Here is a 17,599-nt window from a genome sequence, read left to right as displayed (position 1 = left end):
CAGGCTCACTCCGCCAGCCAGGACGAGAGGCCGAGCATGAATTGCGTCAGCAGCTCGTCGCTCGTGAGGTAGAGCAGCAGGAAGCCGCCGAACAGCACGAAGGGCACGGAGATGAAATAGACCGGAATCGCCGGCGTCAGCTTGTTGATCAGGCTGACCGCCAGGTTGACGATCACCGAATAGACGATGAACGGGCTGGCGATCCGCAGCGTCAGCACGAATGCTTCCGACAGGCGGCCGACGAGCAGGTCGAGTGCCATGCCGCCGCCGAGCCTGTCGCCGGGACGCCAGACGTCGTAGGAGTTCATCAGCCCGCGCAGGACCTGCCAATGCTGGTCGGTCATGAAGAACAGCGTGGTGACCGACACCATGATCAGCGGCACCAGCGCCGGCGCCGGATCGCTGTCGGCAACCGGCGTTCCCGGGATGTTGCTGAGCCCGATCGCGCTCGCCATCACCGTCGCCATGGTCTGGAGCGCGAGGAAGAACACCCGCCCGCCGAGCCCGATGACGCTGCCGACCACGAGCTCGGAGCAGATCAGGAGCGCCAGCGTCAGCGGCGCGGCGTTGTCCGTGAGCGGCTTCAGCACCGCGATCAGGATCGGCGTCAGCGCGAAGGTCGTGACGAGCGCGACGAACAGGCGGACCTGGGCCGGAACGTTGACGCTGGAAAAGCCGGGCACCAGCATCAGGCAGGCGCCGATGCGGCAGAACACGATGAACGTCACCAGCACGCTGTCGGCAAGGCCGCTGATCACGACACCGCTCCGAGCGCCCTGATCTCGGCGCTGCGCGCGACTTCGACATGCGACAGGATCGGCAAGGTCGGGAACACCCGCTCCAGGATCATCCGGACATAGGGCCGGGCTTCCGGCGTCACCGCCAACACGACGCTGGTGCCGTTCTCGGTGAACTTGCGGATCGCGGCGCTGGCTTCGGTCGCGAACTGCTCGATCAGGCGCGGATCGGCGTCGAACTCGACGACGTCGCCCTTGGCGTCGCGCTTCAGGCTCTGATGGAACGCCAGGTCCCAGCGGTTGCCGAGCCTGACGACGTTGAGCACGCCGTTGTCGGAGAGATCGCCGCAGATCTGCTGGGCTAGCCGGGTCCGCACGTGCTCCGCGACCTGCTCGGAGCGCCGCACATGAGGCGCGATCTCGGCGATCGCCTCGAGGATGAGGTGAAGGTTGCGAATGGAGACGCGCTCGGCCAGCAGGATCTTCAGGATCGCCAGCAGGCCGGAATAGGAGATCTGCGACGGGCAGAGATCCTCGACGAGGCGCTTGTACTCGGGATCGAGCCGGTCGAGCAGCGCGCGCATGTCCTTGTAGGACAGGAGCTGGGCGAGGTTCGCCCGGATCACCTCGCTCAAATGCGTGAGCAGCACCGACAGATTGTCGACCGGCTTGCAGCCCTGCCGCTTGACTTCGTCCGTGAAGGCTTCCGTCACCCACAGCGCCTTCATGCCGAAAGCGGGTTCGACCACCTCTTCGCCGGGCACGTCGGGCTTGCCGTCCTTGTCGACCAGCACCAGCACCTCGCCGAGCCTGAGCTCGCCATGGGCGACGCGGGTGTCGTGGATCCGGATCTGGTAGCCCTTGGGGTCGATCGACAGATTGTCGCTGAGCTTGATCTCGGGAATGACGAAGCCGTACTGCTTGGCGAACTTCTTGCGGATCTTGGCCACGCGGTGGGCCAGCTCGGTGCGCGAGCCCAGCAGATGGACCGAAAGATGGCCGCCGAGCGCCAGCTCGATCTCGGCGGTCTTGAGCTGGTCCTTGACGGATTCCTTGGCCTCGGCCTGGGCGCGCTCGTCGGCCTTGCGCGCGTCCTCCTTCTGCTTCAAGGCCGCCTGCTGCTTCGGCAGCGAGTAGCCGACGAAGGCCATGACGCCGCCGAGCAGCACGAACGGCGCCAACGGCAGCCCCGGCATCAAGGCGAGCACGAACATCATCAGCGCGGCGGCCGACACAGCACGGGGATAGCCGCCGAGCTGGCGCAGCACGGCCTGCTCGGCCGATCCTCTCGTGCCGCCCTTGGAGACCAAGAGGCCGGCCGACAGCGACACGATGAGCGCCGGCATCTGCGACACCAGACCGTCGCCGACGGAGAGCTTGGTGTAGACGTCGGCGGCGCGTGACAACGTCAGGCCGTGATGGGTGACGCCGATGATGATGCCGCCGAAAATGTTGATCGCGGTGATGATCAGGCCGGCGATGGCATCACCTCGAACGAATTTCGAGGCACCGTCCATGGCACCGAAGAACGCGCTCTCTTCTTCGAGCTCGCGGCGCCGGCGCTGGGCTTCCTTGTCGTCGATCAGGCCCGCCGACAGATCGGCGTCGATCGCCATCTGCTTGCCGGGGATGGCGTCGAGGGTGAAACGGGCGCCGACTTCGGCGATACGCGTCGCGCCCTTGGTGATCACGACGAAATTCACGGTGACCAGGATGGCGAAGATGATCAGGCCGATGACGAAGTCGCCGCCCATGACGAACTTGGAGAAGCCGGCGACGACGTGGCCGGCGGCCTGCTCGCCCTCCCCGCCGCGCGACAGGATCAGGCGGGTGGTCGCGACGTTCAGCGCCAGCCGCAGGATGGTCGCGATCAGCAGCACGGTCGGGAAGGCCGAGAAGTCGAGCGGTCGCTGGATCCACAGCGCGACCATCAGGATCAGCGCCGACAGCGCGATCGAGAACGCAAGGCCGAGATCGATCAGGATCGGCGGGATCGGCAGGAACAGGATCGTGAGCATGGCCACGATACCGCCGGCGAAAAAGGCGTCGGCCCCCAATCGTCGTGGGGTCGGCAGGCTAGCAGCTAACGTATCGGCCATGGGTCACCGGCAGGGGGTCCACCCCTAATCTGCCCGGCAAAGCTTACGCGGGGATGGTGGCAGATCGCCCGCGCGGATCAGAAGCCGCGCTCGATCCGCGAATAGACCATCTCGGTGAAAGTGGACAGATGCGCGCCGATGAAGGAGCCGGAGACGGCAACGACCAGGAGGATGACAATGATCTTCGGAACGAAGGTCAGCGTCACCTCCTGGATCTGGGTCAGGGCCTGGATCAGCGCAATGATGGTGCCGACCAGCATGGCCGCGCCGACCGCGGGCCCGGAGGCGACGATGATGGTCCAGATCGCCGCCTGGACGATGTCGAGAGCGTCGCGTTCGTTCATGACTGGCTGATCGTGAGTCCCGGCCCGACCGCGACCTTGGTGCCGTTCTCGAGGGTCGCGATGGAGCCGTCGGCGTTGATGGAGACCGAAACGACCTTGCCGCTGAAGCTGGCGCCGGTGGCGTCGGTGAAGCTGACGGTCTTCCCGATCAGGCCGTTGGCCTGTGACAACGACTGCGAGGACAGCAGCGCATCTAGCTTCGAGTTGGTCTGCATGGCCTGCTCGACCGTCGAGAGCTGCGCGAACTGGCTCATATATTGCGAGGTATCCATCGGATTGGTCGGATCCTGGTTCTTCATCTCGGCGACGAGAAGCTGAAGAAACGTGTTGTAGTCGACGCTGTTGCTCGAGGTCGAATTGGTGGAGCCGGTCGAACTGGACGACTTGCTCGTGCTGTCGGTCGCGCTGTTGACGTTCATGTAGCTCTCCGCTGTCAGGCAGCCTGGAATGGGGACTCGGTGATGGCGCCGGCCAGGATGGCCTGCTCCACCGGGAACAGGGCCCGGATCCGCTTCAGCGCCTCGAAGTAGCGGGTCGCCTCGACCAGCTCGTCGACCGCGCCCAGTCCGTCCAGCATCTCGCGGCTCTCGCACACCGCACACAGAGCCGCGTGATGCTGGGCGTAGAGCGCCGCGGCGTCGCGGATGTCGGTCGGGTTCATCAGCATGAGCTGGACGATGAAGTAGAGCTGCCGCAGCGCCGTGGTGGCGTCGGACGCCTGCATGACCTGCCCTTCGAGCAGGAACATCACGTCGTTGACGAGCTCGACGGAGACCTTGCGGTCCACGCGCAGCACCGCGCCGTTGATGTAGATCCGTTCGCCCGCCCGCAATGAGATCTTCATCAAAGAGCGTCTCGGATCAGGCGGTTGATTTCGATGAGCTGCATCACGTCGTTCGACCTCTCCTCGCGAAGACGATCGGCCTCCTTGACGACCCACAGGCCGATCGAGATGATGTCGGCGCGCAGCTTGTCCGGGAGCCCGTTCTCCGGATGCGAGAGATCCTCGATGAAGATCGTCCATAGCCGCCGCACATAGAGCAGGCTCTCGACCAGATCCTCGAGGCGGAACACGCCTCGCTGAATCCGCTCGAGCCGGTCGATGCCGAGGCTGAGCGCCTGCCGCTCGCGGCCCCGCGCCTCGTAGCCGCTCTCGTCGACGACCGATTCATAGGCTTCAAACGTCATCAGCATCACTCTGCGCAGGAGACCGGTTAACAAGACGAGGTTGCGAGCCTCGGCTCTAGAGATAGTTGATGAGGCTGATCTGCTGGAGCTGCGAGGTCAGCGCGAGCGCCGTCTTGATCTGGGTCTGCAGGGTGTTGACGCGGACCGAGGCCTCCGTCGGGTCGACCGCCTCCAGCTTGACGATCTGGTCGTTGAGGATGTCCTTCTGGATCTTCAGCTTCTCGGTCGCGCCGGTGACCCGCTGCTGGATCGAGCCGACGGTACCGCCGAGCACGGCGAGATCGTTGATCGCGCCGCTGACCAGACTGATGGCCTTGTCGACGACGACCTGAAACGTGTCCTTGCTCAGGCTCGTGTTCCCGAGATCAGTGAGCATGGTGTAGGCCTCGGCCAGCTTGCGGAAGCCGGGCTGGTTGGCGCTGACCGAGCTGTCGACGACCTCGGTCGTGGAGATACGGCTCGACAGCGTCTGGTCCGTGGCCGACGACCAATTGGCGTTCCAGGCCGGGCTGGCGAACTCGGGGTCGAGGGTGTTGTCGAGGAAATTCTGCATCTGCGCCGGCGTGATGGTGCTGACACCGGCCGCAGCCTGCGAAAAACCGAACGTCGCCAGGAAATCCGCATCGACCTGGTTCTTGCTGGCCGAGCCGGCCGTGTAGTTCGTGATGGGCACGGTCTGCGTATCGATTCCGCCGAACAGATACGACCCGTTGTAGGAGACGTTGAGCGCGCCGATGACGTCCTGAAGGTTCGCGGACGCGCTCGGCAGGATGATCTTCGCGCCGCTGTCGGCGTCGCGGGCCGCGATCAGGTTCTTGAGGAATTCAGACGCGGTCTTGCCGAGCTGCGTGATCCGATTCTGGGTTACGTCGAGGCGTCCCGCAACCAGCTCGTTGGTGTCGACGAGCTGATCGGCGAAGTTGAAATCGGCGCGCAGCGCCACGTCGCGGCCCGTTCCCGTGCCGAGCTCGAGGCCGACATCGGCGAAACGCCCGGTGGTCGCCTCCTTCGAGGCCTTGGTCAGCGCGCTCTGGTTGTTCGTGATCGACGACCTCAACGATGAAGACAGCATCAGGGTCGAGATGTAGTTCGCGCTCATCATGACTTAATTCCCCACGGCAGCCAGCAGGCTCTGCAGCATCTCATCGACGGTGGAAATGATCTTCGACGACGCCGAATAGGTGCGCTCGACCTGGAGCATCAACGCCATCTCGTCGTCCATGTTGACGCCGCTGACGTTGGACAGCGCCGCGGTGCTGCGGTCGAGCAGCGTATTCTGATACTGGACGTTGTCGTCGGCGGTCTTGCGCTGGCTTTCGATCCAGCTCGCCGAGGAGGAGGCGAACTCGATCACGCTGCCGCTCGGCTTGCCCTGGGCCGTGGCATCGAACGGTTGCGGCGCTTCCATCTTGTTGATGAGCTGCTGCAGCCGCGCCGAGAAGCCGGCATTGCCGGTCGTGTTGTAATTATAGGCGGCAACGCCGCTGATCGCGCCGTCGCGCAGCAGGTTCGGGTTTCCGCCCACGGCCGGATCGACCGAAGCGGCAACCGAGATCCTCCCGGCGAGGCCCACCGAGATCGTGGCGCTCGCGGGCATCGCGGGCGCGCCGGGATAAGTGAACAGGCCGGGCCGGTCCGCCAGCGTCGGGACAGCCGACTGGTCGCTTTCCTTGAAGGCGTCGATCAGGCCGCGCGCGATTTCGTCGAGCTGGCTCTGATAAGTGACCGTGTCCTTGTCGCGCAGCTGGGCCAGGCCGGCGAGCTTGCCGGACTTGAGCGGCATGACGGAATTGGCACCGGTCACGGGAACGCCGTCGATGAAGACGGCATTGCCCGTGGTGCCGGCGGTATAGGCGTTGGTCGGCGCAAAGCTCACGGCTCGCGCCGTCTTGTCGAACAGCACGACGCCGCTGTCGGTATAAAGCGCGGCATCTCCATTGGTCCGGATCGACATCGAGACGCCGACCTCCTGCGACAACCTGGAGACGATGCTGTCGCGCTGGTCGAGATAGTCGGTGACGTCGTCGCCGGAGATCGTACCCTTCACGATGGCGGTGTTGACGGTCTGGAACTGGGACAGCAGCTGGTTGATGTTGGCGACCGAATTCGCCATGTCGGCGTCGGCCCCCTCGCGGACCGACTGCACCGTCCTTGTGGCCTGGTTGAGCCCGGTCACCATGTCCTTGGCGGACGTCACGGCGGCCTGCGCCAGGGTCGCATTGTCGGTGGAGTTGGCGAATTGCTGCAGCGCCTGCTTCAGCTTGTTGAGCTGGGCGGTCGGTGACTGCTCGAGCTCGGGATCGTCCACCGTCGCGGCCGCGATCTTCTGCAGGCCGTCATAGATCACGTTCTGCTTGGCCGACGAGGAGGTCGCGGTCAGCACGTTCGAATAAAGGCCCGAACTGGCCGCGCGCTGGATCGCCGCGACATAGACGCCGGTGCCGGGTAGGTTGTCCAGCACGGCGATCTTGCGCGAATAGCCGGTGGCGCTGGCACCGGCGATGTTGCGCGAGATCGTCGACGACTGGATGCCCGACGCCATGAGCGAGGCGCGAGCGGAGTCGAGGGCGGCGGTAAGGGACATGATCTGCTCTTGCCGGGGGTGAGCGCTGGAGAATTCAGCGCTTCAGGTTGACGACGACGTCGAGCAGGTCGGCGCCCGTCTGGAACGATTTCGAGTTGGCGGTGAAGCCGCGCTGCGCCTCGATCATCCCGGTGAGCTCGTCCGCGAGATCGACGTTGGAGTCCTCCAGCGCACCGGACTGGACCGTGCCGAGCCCGCCGGTGCCGGCATTCCCGGCCTGCGCATTACCGGAATTCATGTTGGTCGAATAGACGTTACCCGGCTCGGGCGTCAGATTGTCGGGGCTCGCGACGTCGGCGAGCATGATCGTGTAGAGCGTCAGCTGCTGCCCGTTCTTGAGGATCGCCGTCACGTGGCCCGCCTCGTCGACATCGACCTTGTCGATCGCCGCGGGGACGCTGCCGTTGACGGTGGCCTTGAAGCTGAAGTCGGCTCCAACCTGCGTCATGTTCGACAGGTCCATGGTCATCGCCGCGCCGCCCGGGACCGTGAACGTAAGGCCCGTCGGGCTCGCCGCGGCCAGCGCGCCCTTTCCGGTCGCGGTGGTGTCGAAGGTGAAAGTGGTGGCCGCGGCGAGCGAGGTGCCCGTCGCGGAATTGTAGACCTGAACCTGCCAGGTATCCGAGCCGGCCGCCGTCGCGGTGTGGGACATATAGACGTCGAGCGTAACGGCCTGACCGATATTGTTGTAGGCGACGATCGAGCTTTTCGACGAATATGACGCCGGACCCGGCGGACCGGCAATGACAGCCGCCTTCGGATCGAGATTGCCGGTCGTCAGGGTGCCCGCAGTCGACGGCACCGGCACCTGCGAGACCTGGGCGATGTTCACGATCTGCATTCCAGCCAGGCTGTTCTGCGAAAAATTGGTCACTTTACCGGGCTGGCCCAGAAGGTAGTAGCCGGCCGCGTTGACGAGGTTGCCCTGAGCGTCCGGCACGAAGGAGCCGGCGCGCGTCAGATATTGCTGCGTGTTGGTGGCGTTCGAGACCACGAAGAAGCCGTTGCCCTGCACGGCAAGGTCGGTGGACGAGGTCGTGAACTGGGTATGTCCGGCGTCGCTGATGGCGTAACGGACGGTCGTCTCGACGGCGCCGGAATCGTAATTGCCGGAGCCGCTCTTCAGGATCAGCGAGGAGAATTCGGTCGAAGCCCGCTTGTAACCGGTGGTGTTGACGTTCGCGATGTTGTCCGAAACCGTCGACAGCTTGTTGGACTGCGCGCTCATACCGGAAACGCCGGTGCGCATAACACCATACAGGCTCATGAAGTGGGCTCCTTTGGTAGGTTGCAGTTACAATGGGGGATCTTGCTTGCGCGGGGCTGATGGTTCGGAACCATGCACAACTTCACGTCGTCATGTCGTTTTCGGCTGACAGAACGAGCGTGCCTTGTCGGTCCAGGCGCCGAAACCGCTCGACACGAGGTGCGCCACGATGTGACAGACATAGCGCTTCTGCGCCGGCTGGTTGTTGGGCCCGGCATTGTAGCGAGCCACCGCCATGGTCCAGCTGCCCTCGCGCTGCTTCAGCTCTTTCAGGAAGCGCGCGGCATATTCGACGTTCTTCGCGGGATCGAACATCGCGCGCACCGAGGCGAACTTGTCGCCGTGATAGTAGTGATTGATCTGCATGCAGCCGAGATCGATCAGCTTGATGCCCTTGCCGCGCATGGCCTGGAAATTTGCGATCGCATCATCCATGTCCCTGGCGAACACGGTCTGGCCGTCGGCGCCGAGGGCATAAGGATGCAGCGCTCCGCGGCGGCCGGTCTCGGTGAGACCGACTGCATAGAGAATGCCGAGCGGAATCCCATGCTGCTGGGCCGCGCGCGCCATCTCGCGCTCGCAGGGGCGCGCGACGTCGGTGGCCGCGTCCGCGGCGCCCGCATTACAGATAAACAGGGCCGCGACGATTCGGCTGACCCACGTCCTGGTCATGACGCGTCTCCTGGGGCTGGCGTTCCCGGCGGGCCTGTTTCGCGCTGCCATCGGATTGCCCCGACGACGTGCCTGCGCCACCGAACGCACCTTGCGACTGCGACGAGGGCTGTTGCTGGCCCGAGAGCTGCGGCTGCGACTGGCCGGAGCCGCTCTGGAATCCATCCAGCGAGCCGTGCTGCACGGGCGCGACGTCGGCGACATAACCCGCCGTCTGCATGAGATCGCGGATCTGGTCGCGCTGCTGATCCAGCATCTGGCTCGTGTCCTTGCGCGCGGCCGCAAGGTGGACGGACACTTCGGTGCCGACGAGACGAAGGCGCACGGTGACGTTGCCGAGCGCCGGCGGCTCGAGATTGATGGTCAGGATCTTGAGCGGCTGATCCGGCGCATTGGTCTGGGATGCTGCGAGATCGGGCGCTGCCGACGCCGCCGGGGCTGCGGAGTCCTTCAGCTCGGCGACGACCGCATTGGCGACCTGTTGCGGGGCGTTGAACTGCGCCGGGGGCAGATGGGTCTCCTGCTGGACCACGGTGACCTTGGTCGTCTCGGGCAATGCATCGCGCGTCGAGACCTTGGCGGCGCGTTCGACATTGGCCGTGACCGCCTCGAAGCCTGAGGTCGCGGGCATGGCTTTGGCGGAAGCATCGCTGCCTGGCTGTGCGGCCGCGGCTTGCGATGCATCGCCTTGTGCACGCGCGCCGGTCGGAACGGCAGCAGACGGCGCGGAATCCGCTGTCGTTGCCTTCGCCATGCCTGCCGCTGCAACCTCACGCCTCGTCCCGGATGAGCGCTCGTCGCGCGCGGGCACGTCTTTCCTGTCGCCCGACTGCGACGGCATTTGCGGCTTCGCGGCCGATGCGGCAACGAGATCCTGTCCCACGATCGCGGGAGCGTTCGGGCGGTTCGAAACGTCCGGCTTCGGATCATGATCGACCGGACTTTGCGTCTCCGACGATTTGTCGGTCGTCTGGTCGCCAGCCTTGAGCAGGTCGGTCGCCTCGGTGCGCTCGTCCGTCTCGTCCTTTGACTTGTCCTTGCCCGCTGGGTGGGCCAGACGCGTGCGCAACGCTCCGGCCTTCGCGGTCGTATCGCTGCCCTCATCGTTGAGTGCCTGCTTGGCGAGGTTCGAGACGGTGTGGAGCAGATCGTTGAACGACGAGCCAGCCTGCGATTTGGCCCCGGCGCTCTTTGCCGAACGCGACGTGCCGCGGATGTTGAGGCTCTCGGCGAGACCCGAGAAGAGCTGTCCGGAGGTTCCACTGAGCTTGGTCATGGGCGGCGGTCCCTGGTAAGGAGTTCGAGTTCGCCGAGCTGCTTCTGCGCGCGCGCGAGCGTCACGGTCGATGACGCCAGATCGAGACGCGCCGGCGTTGCCGGAGGCTTGTCGGCCGAGGCGGCGGATCCGCCCGGAAACGGCTTGCGAACATCGAGCGCGAGCTGCACCGTGGCATTCATAAGGGGCACGTCGCGCTCGGGCAGCTTCGACCGGTCGACGGCCTTCAGCTCGGCAAGACCGCCATCATATTCGTCGGTGAGCGCTCGCGCGGCGCCGCGGAAGAAATGCGCCCGCTCGCGATCCGCCGAGGCGTCGGCGCTGAGCGTCAGCGCCCGCTCGCCGGCAAGCCGCGTCACGGCCATCTGCCCGCGCACCATCGCCGCGCGCGCGATCACGAGATAGAGCTTGAGGCGGCTCGCGCGATCAATCTGCTCGAGCAGCGCTGCGATCCGCGCGAAGCGGCGATCGTCGAGCGCCAGACTCGATTGCGTCAGGCCCGAGGAAAAGCGCTGCCAGAAATCGCCGGCATAGATCGAGTTGCGGTAATGGCGGATATAGGCCAGCGCCAGGAACTCGAACTTGTCGAAATCCTCCGCCTGCCCCACCAGCAGGATCTCGCGCCGCAACGCCGCCTCCTCCACCAGCGTACCGGGCAGGAGCAGGCGCGCGTCGTCCAGACGCTGGATCGCCAGCGATGCCTCGGAACGCGCGAACAACGCGCCCTGGACCAGCGCGACCTGTCCGCCAAGGCCGGAGGACAACGTCCGCGGCTTGACGTCCTTGAGCAGCTCCCGCGCCTCCTCCTGACGGCCCTCGACATAGGCGAGCGCGCCGTTGAACAGCCGCTCGTCGACGTTCATCTTGTCGCGCGGCAGCTTGCGGACGATTTGCGGCGCGCCGCCGCTGAGCAAGTAGATGACTGCAGCCTGGCTGTTCTGCGCATTGCTCCACACGTCCGGATCGGCGGCGAGAAACTTCTCTCCGATCTGCCGGATCAGCGCGACGTGGCTGCCATGCGCGGCGGTGTCACCGTTGGCGATGCCATCCTGCACGGCCTGCAACGCGCGGACGAGCTCATAGGGCTCGCCCGACTGGCGCGCGGGTTGTGCGAGCGCGTTCGCTGCCGTGAACGGCAGGAGCAGCAGGACGGCGCAGAGGAGCGGCCTGATCAAGGGCGCTTCTCACGGATCAGGATCTCGATTCGGCGGTTCTGAGCAGCCGCCGGATCGTTCGGAAGCTTCGGCCGGCGGTCGGCATAGCCTTCGACATGCTCGATCCGCTGCGCGTCGACACCGGAGCGAACCAGCATGTAATAGGCCATCTGCGCGCGGGCGGTCGACAGCCGCCAATTGTCGTAAGTCTCAGAACGATACGGCCGATTGTCGGTATGGCCGCGGACGATGATCATGCCCTGGCGTTTCGTCAGCAACGGCCCGATCTTGTCGATCACGCGGATCAGCTCGGGCCGCGGCTCGGCCGAGCCGACTGCAAACATGCCGAAGCTCGCATCGTCGGTCAGGCTGATCAGGAGGCCCTCCTCGACCTGACGCACCTCGGCCGCCGGCCCGGCGCCCGCCTTGATGTCAGATAGCGCGTCCGCGATCGCGGCCTGAAGCTGCTTCATGGTCGGCTGCTGGGTTTGCGCCGCATCGCGCGGCTCAGACTCCTTCGTCGTATCGTTGGGACGCGCCTGCGCGGCGGCGTTGGCTTGAACGCTCGCTTGCGCGCTGCCCTCGCGCGGGGCTTGCGCCGGCGCGGGCCCCGGCGGCAATAGCGGCGACAGGTTTGCGGACGACGCATCCGCGTTCGGCGCCAGGCTTCCGCCGGCATCGTCCGCCTTGGCACGACGGGCCTGCGGCTCGCCCTGATTTGTGCCTGAGGCGCCGTCGCGCGCGGAGGCATTCGGCTTGGGCTCGCTCTCGATCATGCGATCGGCATCCTTGGATGCTTGCGGCGCCAGCTTCCAATAGCCGGGGTCGAAGGGATCGCGGTAGGCGTCGCCGCCCTTGAGACCATCCTCTTCGGCAGACGTCAGCGCGCCGGCGCGCCGCTGTCCCGTGGACTGGTTCGCGCTGTTCGCGATCTCGGAGAGCGTCGCATAGGGATCACGGAACAGGACTTTCTCTTCATAGGAGGCCGGCTTCTCGGCCGTCGGCGAGTCGCCGCGACGTTCCTCGTTCGAGCCGGCCGGCTGACGCTTGCCGTCCTGACCTTCGAACGAGGTCGGCTCCTTCTTGGAGAGATTCTTCAGGCCCTTCGGCGCGGGGGCATTTTCCGCGAGCTGGATCGGATTGAAATAACTCGCGACGACCTGCTTTTGGTCCTGGTTGAGCGCGTTGAGCAGCCACATGACCAGGAAGAACGCCATCATTGCGGTCATGAAGTCCGCATAGGCGATCTTCCATACGCCGCCGTGATGCGCCTCCTCAGCGAAAGCGCTGCGCCGGCGGACGATCACGAGTTCATGCTTGACCTCTTCCATGGCGGGTTACCGGCGTGCTTCCTTCAGACGTTCGCTCCAGGCCGTGATCTGCGTCTCGATCACGGTCTGGTCGGCCACGACGCGAACCTCCAGGGTGTCGGCAGCCTCGTACTCGATGCCGGTGCGCCTGGACGCCTCGAGCTGCGTCTTCACGAGGTCGAGCAACTCGCTCGGGCCGGTGACCTTGAACGCCGGCACCGACGAGTTGCCGGTCAGCGCCGCGATCTGCTCGACCAGCGATCCGATCGCTTTGTCGCGGACCGCCTCGGTGAGGAACGGCAGCAGTATCCGCGCCACGGAGCTTGCGATGTTGGTCTCGATCTCGCGGCAAGCCGTCTCGAAGCCGCTGACGATCGCAACCGCCTGCTGGTCGGACCATTTGGCGCGCTCCTCGCCGAGCCGGATCGCGCTGCGGACGCGCTCCTCGGCAAGCCTGGCGTCGCCTTCCGCGACGCCGGCCGCATGACCGCGGCGGTAGGCGTCGTCCAGGACATTGGCCGGCGGCGCTTCCGCCTTCGGCGCCGGAGACGGCGACTGCGGCAGCGGCTGCGAATGGGCCTGGGGCTGCGGCGAAGGCTCGCGCATGACCTCCTTCGGCCTCGTCAGCACGTCCTGGATCCTGGGCGGCGGAGGCGGCGGTGATTTGGCCCGGCCGTTCGCGTCGAACTGCGTCAGGAACTTTCCGATTGCCGCGTTCATGCCGCCTCCTCGCGTCGCATCCAGTCTTTAAGGATCGCTGCGGCCTGCGCCTGGTCGAGCCGGACGATCTGCTCCAGTCGCTTCTGCGGCGTTCGCTGCATCTTGCCTTCGAGATCTTCGACGAGATTGAGCTCGGGGTCCTGACTCTCGGCCAATGCAAGGGCCGCAGCAGCCTCGATCTCAGCGGCCTCGGCGGCCTCCACCTGCTCCTGCTCCGCGCGATGGGTCAGAATGCCGTTGACCGCCGGCCGCAAGCCGAACCAGACCAGCATCGACGCGACGGCCAGGATCGTCACCGCGTTGATGACGCTGCCGAGCTGCTTGTTGATCATCTCGACGAAGCTGATCGGCGGCACCGGCGCCAGCTCGCGCGAGCCCTCGATGAAGTCGACGGCCGTCACCTGGATCTGGTCGCCGCGCTGCTTGTCCAGTCCGCCGGCCGTCGCCGCGAGCTGGCTGATCTCGGCGAGCTTACTGTCGACGATGGCCTGGTTGCTCTTGTCGCCGAGATCGGCGACCAGCCGCGCCCGATTGACCAGGACGGCGATGAAGAGCTTCTTCACCGAATAGCCGTCGCTCACCGTCGTCGTGGTCTTGGACGAGACCTCGAAGTTGGTGATGTCCTCGCGGCGGGTCTTGTCCTCGCTGGAGTTCTTGCCGCCGCCGGCGTTGACCTGCTGATCGGGAAGGTTCTGCTGCACCGTGGTCGGCGTCGAACGGTCGGCGTTCTGCGAGGATTCCTTCTCGCGCACGTTCCGCACCGAACGCTCGGCCCGGCTCTCCGGATCGTAGACGGTCTCGTTGATCTGCCGCTTGTCGGTGGAAAGCTGCGGCGCGACGCTGACTTCGAAATTGTCGAGGCCCAGATACGGCGTCAGCGCCTTGCGGATGTTCTCCTGCACCATGCCGCCGACCGTCTTCTGCAGGCTCGCCATCTTGGTCGGGGCGGCGCTCGCCTCGTCCTCCTCGGCGAGCAGCATCGAACCGTCGGCATCCAGCACCGTCACCTTGTCGCGGTTCATGCCCGGAATGGCGGCGGCGACGAGATGGCGGATCGACTGCGCGGTGCGGGCCTCGATCGCGCCATCGGTGCGCAGCACGACCGATGCCGATGGCGGCTGCTGCGTCGCGCGGAACGAGCCGCGCACCGGCAGCACGATATGCACCCGCGCCGCCTTGACTCCCTTCATCAACTGCACCGTGCGCGCGATCTCGCCTTCCAGCGCCCGGAGCTTGGTGACCTCCTGCATGAACGAGGTCAGGCCGAGCGAGCCGATCTTGTCGAACAGCTCGTAGCCGGAATTGGCGCTGGTCGGCAGCCCCTTCTCGGCCAGCAGCATCCGCGCCTGCATGGTCTGGCTCGGGCGCACCGAGAGCGCGTCGCCGGCGGTATTGACGTCGAAGGTGATGTTCTGCTCGCGCAGCGCGGCGCCCATGCGCGTCACGTCTTCGCGCGTGAGGCCGGTATAGAGCGTCTCGAATTCAGGCCGGCTCAGATAGTACGCGCCGCCGACGACGGTCACGAGAACGGCAAAACCGATCAGGCCCAAGGCCATCAGGCGTCGCGGCCCAAGCTCCAGCAGATTGTTGAGCAGTTGCTGTACCTGCGCACGACTGAGCATATGACCTCGTACCAATGCGAACGTACGGGACACTCCGCTGCCAACCTTGTCTGAAGGTTGCGCGAGGACACGAATGTGTCAGTTCGCAGGCGAGGCGTTGCAATTTTACAAGAAGGCTTACAAGAAGGCCTACTTTACAAGAAGCCCTGGCGAGGCAATCGGGCCAGCGGCTACGTGCGCCGGGACGCATGGCCGCACGATCGGCCGCGGCGTATCGCATGAAATTCAACGGCGGGAGATCGATTGCGGGCGTCTGGTGCCGCCACCTCCGCCGGTCACGGCGGGGACCGTGCTCCCTTAAGGGAGCACGGTCGTTTTCGAAAGCGCCGCTTAGCCGCGGAACAGCGACAGGATGCTCTGGCTGTTCTGGTTGGCGATCGAGAGCGCCTGAACGCCGAGCTGCTGCTGGGTCTGCAGCGCCTGGAGCCGGGTCGATTCCGCGTTCATGTCGGCGTCGACGAGCTGGCCGATACCGCGATCCACCGAGTCCATCAGCGACTTCACGAACTCAGTGTTGTTCGAGATGCGGTTCTTGATGGCGCCGAGGTTGGCGGCGGACTGGCTGACCGTGTTGATCGCGGTGGTGACCTGCGCGATGTAGCCGTCGAGGATGGTCTGGTCGGCCGTCGAGTCGGTCAGCGAACCGATGCCGATGGTGTTGACCGACGCGCTGCCGGTCACCGTGTCCAGGATACCGCCCGTGGTCGCGGTGTAGAGCGAGTAGTTGGCGACCGTCACCGTGATGGTGTTGATCGTCGGCGTGCCGCCGACGCGCGAGAACGACGACACCAGGTTGACGGTGGTCGGCGTGGACGCGTTGGTGCTCAGCCAGTTGACGCCGTTGAACGTCGCCGCGTTGGCCACGTTCTTCATGTCCTGCTGGATCTGGGTGATTTCGGCCTGGATCTTGGTGCGGTCGATGCCGGCGGTCTTGGCTTCGACCAGCAGCGCCTGGAGCTTGGTCAGGCCGGAGTTCTGGTCGCCGATGACCTTGTTCAGAGCGGTGTATTCGGTGTCGACCGTCGCAGCCGACAGACCGAGCGAGTCGGAGACGGCGGAGAGCGCGGCGTTGTCGGCGCGCATCGAGGTCGCGATCGACCAATAGGCCGAGTTATCCGAAGCGGTCGAGACGCGCTGGCCGGTGGAGATGCGGTTTTCGGTGGTCTGCAGGCTGGCGCTGACATTCCGGAGGGTCTGGAGCGCAGTCATTGCAGCGGAGTTGGTAAGCAGGCTGGAAGCCATCTTTGATGTCCCTTTGAAAACAGATTGGATGGGGACATACCGGGCTTGCACCGGTACGACAGGGCGGCATCATGCCTTTGGGCTGCGGAAATGCGCGTAAACCCAATCCGTCGTAACGGCCAGACTAGCCGGCGAAGCTTGTGCGGGGCTTGTGGCGCTGTGCCCCCGCTGCAACAGGGCAGCCGAAATCACGGTGCGCGGGTCAGGCAAACGAAAGGGCCGCGCTTCGCAAGAAGCGCGGCCCTCCCGAGATCGTCGAAGGCTTAGCGGAACAGCGACAGGATGCTCTGGCTGTTGTTGTTGGCGATCGAGAGCGCCTGAACGCCGAGCTGCTGCTGGACCTGGAGGGCCGCCAGGCGGGTGGACTCCTGGTTCATGTCGGCGTCGACGAGCTGACCGATACCGCGATCCACCGAGTCCATCAGCGACTTCACGAACTCCGAGTTGTTCGAGATACGGTTCTTGATGGCGCCGAGGTTGGCGGCGCCCGAAGACACCGTGCCGATCGCTGCGGTGACCTTCGCGATGTATCCATCGAGAATGGTCTGGTCAGCAGCCGAGTCGGTCAGCGCACCGATGTTGAGGCTGTCGACCGACGCGCTGCCGCTCACCGTGTCGAGGATGCCGCCCGTGCTGGAGGTGTAGAGCGAGTAGTTGGCGACGGTCACCGTGATCGAGCTGGTGGTCGGCGTGGAGCCGACACGCGAGAACGACGACACGAGATTGACGGTCGTCGGCGTGGAGGCGTTCGTGCTCAGCCAGTTGACGCCGTTGAAGGTCGCCGCGCTTGCGACGTTCTTCATGTCCTGCTGAATCTGAGTGATTTCCGACTGGATCTTGCTGCGATCGATACCGGCGGTCTTGGCTTCGACCAGCAGCGACTGCAGCTTGGTCAGGCCGGAGTTGCTGTCGCCGAGGACCTTGTTCAGAGCGGTGTACTCGGTGTCGACGGTCGCGGCCGACAGACCGAGCGAGTCGGAGACGGCGGAGAGCGCGGCGTTGTCGGCGCGCATCGAGGTCGCGATCGACCAATAGGCGGCGTTGTCGGCGGCGGTAGCCACGCGCTGGCCGGTGGAGATCCGGCTCTGCGTGGTCGAGAGTTGCGAGCTGACAGACCGCAGGGTCTGGAGCGCGGTCATGGCGGACGAGTTCGTGAGCAGGCTTGACATTGCGAATGTCCCTTTATGTACGCGTTACATTTTCATCAGGGGACATACCGGACTTGCACCGGTACGGAGGGGCGGCATCATGCCTTTGGACTGATGTGGGTGAGGTCCAACCCGCCGTGACGCCTTGCTAACACGTCGAATCTTGCCGGCGGATTAAGATCGGCCTTAATTCCGCAGCAATATCATATGGTTAATATTACTTTCCGCTAACCATA

General features: G+C 65.1%; 17 protein-coding genes. All 17 read right to left on the bottom strand.

The window, feature by feature from the left end; translation table 11 throughout:
- Window positions 1-5: 5 nt before the first annotated feature.
- Window positions 6-758: a flagellar biosynthesis protein FliR gene (gene fliR, locus GGD62_RS21205; RefSeq protein ID WP_018318464.1), complete on the bottom strand. Its 753-nt coding sequence runs from the start codon at window positions 756-758 to the stop codon at window positions 6-8.
- On the bottom strand, window positions 755-2,836 hold the full coding sequence (flhA, locus tag GGD62_RS21200; RefSeq protein WP_018318463.1) for a flagellar biosynthesis protein FlhA: 2,082 nt from the start codon (window positions 2,834-2,836) through the stop codon (window positions 755-757). Before flhA ends, fliR begins: the two co-directional genes overlap by 4 nt.
- A gap of 77 nt (window positions 2,837-2,913) precedes the next feature.
- Window positions 2,914-3,180, bottom strand: a complete 267-nt coding sequence (fliQ, locus tag GGD62_RS21195) for a flagellar biosynthesis protein FliQ (RefSeq protein ID WP_018318462.1) — start codon at window positions 3,178-3,180, stop codon at window positions 2,914-2,916.
- Entirely contained in the window at window positions 3,177-3,599 is a 423-nt protein-coding gene (flgD, locus tag GGD62_RS21190) for a flagellar hook assembly protein FlgD (RefSeq protein ID WP_018318461.1), read from the bottom strand. Before flgD ends, fliQ begins: the two co-directional genes overlap by 4 nt.
- A gap of 14 nt (window positions 3,600-3,613) precedes the next feature.
- On the bottom strand, window positions 3,614-4,024 hold the full coding sequence (gene flbT / locus GGD62_RS21185) for a flagellar biosynthesis repressor FlbT (protein WP_018318460.1): 411 nt from the start codon (window positions 4,022-4,024) through the stop codon (window positions 3,614-3,616).
- A complete protein-coding gene (gene flaF, locus GGD62_RS21180) occupies window positions 4,024-4,368 on the bottom strand; it encodes a flagellar biosynthesis regulator FlaF (RefSeq protein ID WP_028145728.1) in 345 nt (114 codons plus the stop codon). Before flaF ends, flbT begins: the two co-directional genes overlap by 1 nt.
- A 55-nt stretch (window positions 4,369-4,423) precedes the next feature.
- Window positions 4,424-5,470, bottom strand: coding sequence for a flagellar hook-associated family protein (locus tag GGD62_RS21175; protein ID WP_183710006.1), 1,047 nt, complete (start codon window positions 5,468-5,470; stop codon window positions 4,424-4,426).
- A gap of 3 nt (window positions 5,471-5,473) precedes the next feature.
- A complete protein-coding gene (gene flgK, locus GGD62_RS21170) occupies window positions 5,474-6,952 on the bottom strand; it encodes a flagellar hook-associated protein FlgK (protein WP_018318457.1) in 1,479 nt (492 codons plus the stop codon).
- 34 nt (window positions 6,953-6,986) lie between these two features.
- Window positions 6,987-8,219, bottom strand: coding sequence for a flagellar hook protein FlgE (locus GGD62_RS21165; protein ID WP_018318456.1), 1,233 nt, complete (start codon window positions 8,217-8,219; stop codon window positions 6,987-6,989).
- 90 nt (window positions 8,220-8,309) lie between these two features.
- On the bottom strand, window positions 8,310-8,891 hold the full coding sequence (locus GGD62_RS21160; RefSeq protein WP_092253760.1) for a transglycosylase SLT domain-containing protein: 582 nt from the start codon (window positions 8,889-8,891) through the stop codon (window positions 8,310-8,312).
- Window positions 8,842-10,167, bottom strand: coding sequence for a flagellar hook-length control protein FliK (locus tag GGD62_RS21155; protein WP_183710003.1), 1,326 nt, complete (start codon window positions 10,165-10,167; stop codon window positions 8,842-8,844). The genes GGD62_RS21160 and GGD62_RS21155 overlap by 50 nt, the downstream gene beginning before the upstream one ends.
- A complete protein-coding gene (locus GGD62_RS21150; RefSeq protein ID WP_183710001.1) occupies window positions 10,164-11,342 on the bottom strand; it encodes a chemotaxis protein in 1,179 nt (392 codons plus the stop codon). The genes GGD62_RS21155 and GGD62_RS21150 overlap by 4 nt, the downstream gene beginning before the upstream one ends.
- Window positions 11,339-12,652, bottom strand: coding sequence for a MotB family protein (locus GGD62_RS21145; protein ID WP_183709999.1), 1,314 nt, complete (start codon window positions 12,650-12,652; stop codon window positions 11,339-11,341). Before GGD62_RS21145 ends, GGD62_RS21150 begins: the two co-directional genes overlap by 4 nt.
- A 6-nt stretch (window positions 12,653-12,658) precedes the next feature.
- Window positions 12,659-13,351: a hypothetical protein gene (locus GGD62_RS21140; protein WP_183236964.1), complete on the bottom strand. Its 693-nt coding sequence runs from the start codon at window positions 13,349-13,351 to the stop codon at window positions 12,659-12,661.
- Entirely contained in the window at window positions 13,348-14,973 is a 1,626-nt protein-coding gene (gene fliF, locus GGD62_RS21135) for a flagellar basal-body MS-ring/collar protein FliF (RefSeq protein ID WP_183709997.1), read from the bottom strand. Before fliF ends, GGD62_RS21140 begins: the two co-directional genes overlap by 4 nt.
- 330 nt (window positions 14,974-15,303) lie before the next feature.
- Window positions 15,304-16,215 (bottom strand): flagellin, encoded by a 912-nt coding sequence (locus tag GGD62_RS21130; protein WP_018318449.1) that lies wholly within the window; start codon window positions 16,213-16,215, stop codon window positions 15,304-15,306.
- 263 nt (window positions 16,216-16,478) lie between these two features.
- Entirely contained in the window at window positions 16,479-17,384 is a 906-nt protein-coding gene (locus GGD62_RS21125) for a flagellin (protein ID WP_028145737.1), read from the bottom strand.
- Between the last annotated feature and the right edge of the window lie 215 nt (window positions 17,385-17,599).

It is taken from the genome of Bradyrhizobium sp. ERR14, from assembly GCF_014198235.1.
Lineage (GTDB): Bacteria > Pseudomonadota > Alphaproteobacteria > Rhizobiales > Xanthobacteraceae > Bradyrhizobium.
This window is presented reverse-complemented; position numbering and strand designations above follow the sequence as displayed.

What these genes read in the sequence shown, in the direction of transcription:
- flhA (WP_018318463.1), bottom strand. Translation starts at nt 2,836, where the DNA reads ATGGCCGATACGTTAGCTGCTAGCCTGCCGACCCCACGACGATTGGGG.
- fliQ (WP_018318462.1), bottom strand. Translation starts at nt 3,180, where the DNA reads ATGAACGAACGCGACGCTCTCGACATCGTCCAGGCGGCGATCTGGACC.
- flgD (WP_018318461.1), bottom strand. Translation starts at nt 3,599, where the DNA reads ATGAACGTCAACAGCGCGACCGACAGCACGAGCAAGTCGTCCAGTTCG.
- flbT (WP_018318460.1), bottom strand. Translation starts at nt 4,024, where the DNA reads ATGAAGATCTCATTGCGGGCGGGCGAACGGATCTACATCAACGGCGCG.
- flaF (WP_028145728.1), bottom strand. Translation starts at nt 4,368, where the DNA reads ATGACGTTTGAAGCCTATGAATCGGTCGTCGACGAGAGCGGCTACGAG.
- GGD62_RS21175 (WP_183710006.1), bottom strand. Translation starts at nt 5,470, where the DNA reads ATGATGAGCGCGAACTACATCTCGACCCTGATGCTGTCTTCATCGTTG.
- flgK (WP_018318457.1), bottom strand. Translation starts at nt 6,952, where the DNA reads ATGTCCCTTACCGCCGCCCTCGACTCCGCTCGCGCCTCGCTCATGGCG.
- GGD62_RS21165 (WP_018318456.1), bottom strand. Translation starts at nt 8,219, where the DNA reads ATGAGCCTGTATGGTGTTATGCGCACCGGCGTTTCCGGTATGAGCGCG.
- GGD62_RS21160 (WP_092253760.1), bottom strand. Translation starts at nt 8,891, where the DNA reads ATGACCAGGACGTGGGTCAGCCGAATCGTCGCGGCCCTGTTTATCTGT.
- GGD62_RS21155 (WP_183710003.1), bottom strand. Translation starts at nt 10,167, where the DNA reads ATGACCAAGCTCAGTGGAACCTCCGGACAGCTCTTCTCGGGTCTCGCC.
- GGD62_RS21145 (WP_183709999.1), bottom strand. Translation starts at nt 12,652, where the DNA reads ATGGAAGAGGTCAAGCATGAACTCGTGATCGTCCGCCGGCGCAGCGCT.
- GGD62_RS21140 (WP_183236964.1), bottom strand. Translation starts at nt 13,351, where the DNA reads ATGAACGCGGCAATCGGAAAGTTCCTGACGCAGTTCGACGCGAACGGC.
- fliF (WP_183709997.1), bottom strand. Translation starts at nt 14,973, where the DNA reads ATGCTCAGTCGTGCGCAGGTACAGCAACTGCTCAACAATCTGCTGGAG.
- GGD62_RS21130 (WP_018318449.1), bottom strand. Translation starts at nt 16,215, where the DNA reads ATGGCTTCCAGCCTGCTTACCAACTCCGCTGCAATGACTGCGCTCCAG.
- GGD62_RS21125 (WP_028145737.1), bottom strand. Translation starts at nt 17,384, where the DNA reads ATGTCAAGCCTGCTCACGAACTCGTCCGCCATGACCGCGCTCCAGACC.